Below are 2752 nucleotides of genomic sequence, written 5' to 3'. Positions count from 1 at the left end.
GAGACAGTTTTAGTAAAGGCCGCCGCCGCCGTCCTGGATGGCCTGATTGGCCTGCGGCGACAACCCGGCACCGGAGCCGTTGGAGCCGTCGGCGCCCATGCCGATGACCCAATAGCTGTCGGCCGGGCCGGTGCCGGGCTTGAAGGCCTCGATGATGGTGTTGGGATCGCCTTCGGCCGCGCGCATGCCGGTCTTGCGGTTGATGGCGATCAGCTTCATGCCTTCCGGAACCTGGAAGTCGACATTCGGCGTGCCGTCCAATGCCACGCGCATGAAATCCTTGAAGATCGGCGCAGCCAGACCACCTCCGGTGGCGCCCTTGCCGAGGCCGCGCGGCGTGTCGTAGCCCATGTAGAGACCGACGACGAGGTTCGGCGTGAAGCCGATGAACCAGGCGTCTTTCTCGTCGTTGGTCGTGCCGGTCTTGCCGGCGATGTGGCGGCCGAGCTCGGCGATGGTGGCGCCTGTGCCGCGCTGCACGACGCCTTCCATCATCGAGGTGATCTGGTAGGCGGTCATCGGATCGAGCACCTGCTCGGAATTGTCGACCAGTTCCGGCTCGGACTGATTCTTCCATTCGCTGGCGTTGCAGCCTTGGCAGCCGCGTTCGTCCTGCTTGAAGACGGTCTTGCCGTAGCGATCCTGGATGCGGTCGATCAGCGACGGTTTGATCGACTTGCCGCCATTGGCCATGATCGAATAGGCCGACACCATGCGCATGACCGTCGTCTCGCCGGAGCCCAGCGCCATCGGCAGATATGGCGCCAGATGGTCGTAGACGCCGAAGCGTTCGGCATATTCGACCACCAGTTTCATACCCATGTCGTTGGCGAGCCGCACCGTCATCAGGTTGCGCGACTTCTCGATGCCGGAGCGCAAGGTGGCCGGACCTGCGACCGTGCCGTCATAGTTCTTCGGCGTCCAGGTCGTGTTGCCGCTCTGGATCGTGATCGGGCCGTCCATGATCACGGAGGCCGGCGTGTAGCCGTTGTCGAGCGCCGCCGAATAGACGATCGGCTTGAACGAGGAGCCCGGCTGGCGCATCGCCTGCGTCGCGCGGTTGAACTCCGACTGCGCGTAGGAGAAGCCGCCGACCATGGCCAGCACGCGCCCGGTATGCGGGTCCATGGCGACCAGGCCGCCTTCGACCTCGGGCACCTGGCGCAGGCTGTAGGTATTGTCCGAGCCGTCGTTCTTCTGCACGAATATGACGTCGCCGGGCTCCAGCACCTCCGCCGGAGATTTCGCCCTGACGGACTTGCCGTTGACGAAATGGCGCATGGCGAAGCCCATGTCGTCCTTGGCGACAGTTCCCTCGACGCGGTCCTTGACGAGGTCGCCGGAGACCTGCCGCGCCGGCTGAATGCCGATAGTCAATCCGTCGGCGGAACTGTCGAGCACGACGGCGAGCGTCCATTCCGGCACGTCCTCCAGGCCCTTGACGGCGCCGAGCGGAACGCCCCAATCGCCGGAAATATCGATATGGGTCACCGGTCCGCGATAGCCGCGCAGCATGTCGTATTTCAGCAGCCCGTTCTGCATCGCCTTGCGGGCGATCAACTGGACCTTCGGATCGAGCGTCGTGCGCACCGACAGGCCGCCCTCATAGAGCGCGTTCTCGCCGTAGCGGGCGATGATCTGGCGGCGCACCTCCTCGGTGAAAAACTCGCCCGCGAACAGATAGGAGCCGTTGCGGCGCGGCTTCACGCCGAGCGGCTCGGCCTTGGCCTTGTCGCCTTCCTCGCGGGTGACGTAGCCGTTCTCGACCATCTGGTCGATGACCCAGTTGCGGCGCTCCAGAGCGCGGTCGGCATGCTTGAAGGGATGATAGTTGTTGGGGCCCTTGGGCAGCGAAGCGAGATAGGCGGCCTCGGCGACGGTCAGTTCGTTGACCGACTTGTCGAAATAGGTGAGCGCCGCGCCCGCCACGCCATAGGCGCCGAAGCCGAAGAATATCTCGTTGAGATAGAGTTCGAGGATGCGGTCCTTCGAATAGGCCTGCTCGATGCGGAAGGCCAGGATCATCTCCTTGATCTTGCGCTCATAGGTCTGGTCTGAAGTGAGCAGGAAGTTCTTCGCCACCTGCTGCGTGATCGTCGATGCGCCGACCTGGCGCCTGCCGGAGCCGAGATTCTGCAGATTGACGATGATGGCGCGGCCCAGGCCGGTGATGTCGATGCCGGGATGGTTGTAGAAGTTCTTGTCCTCGGCCGACATGAAGGCGGCCTTGACGCGATCCGGGATCGCCTGGATCGGCAGATAGAGACGCCGCTCGCGCGCGTATTCGGCCATCAGCGAACCGTCCGACGCATGGATGCGCGTCGTCACCGGCGGCTCGTATTTGGCCAGAACTTCGTAGTCGGGCAGATCCTTCGTCAGATGGGCGATGTAGATGGCCAGGCCGGCAGCGACCAGCAGCGCCAGCGTCGTGCCGATGCCGAAGAAATAGCCGATGAGACGAATCATGCCCGCTCCAGTCCGAGGTTCGGGATTTTCCTAAACGAAGCCGACAGTTGCGCAAGCTTCACGGGGCGGTCCCAATCCGCAACGAAAACCCATGTCGCGACCATGTGGACAAAATACGGCAGCGCGAAATTTCAGGACTCGTTCCGCGGAATAATAACGCTACGTGTCGTCGTCGCGCAACGCCGCTTGTGGTTGCAGGACGACTCTTGGTTGCGGGCGGGTGCAGCCCGTCAACCACCGGTCCCGGTTCCGGCTTTCGCCGCGGCAAACAAGGCAACGGCATTGG

The 2752-nt window shown here is 63.5% G+C and carries 1 protein-coding gene; it reads right to left on the bottom strand.

Annotated features, from left to right (window positions below):
* Positions 1–9: 9 nt before the first annotated feature.
* Positions 10–2466, bottom strand: coding sequence for a penicillin-binding protein 1A (locus EOA38_RS32760; RefSeq protein ID WP_127301177.1), 2457 nt, complete (start codon positions 2464–2466; stop codon positions 10–12).
* Positions 2467–2752 lie beyond the last annotated feature (286 nt).

The sequence above is a fragment of the Mesorhizobium sp. M1E.F.Ca.ET.041.01.1.1 genome (assembly GCF_003997355.1).
Lineage (GTDB): Bacteria > Pseudomonadota > Alphaproteobacteria > Rhizobiales > Rhizobiaceae > Mesorhizobium.
This window is presented reverse-complemented; position numbering and strand designations above follow the sequence as displayed.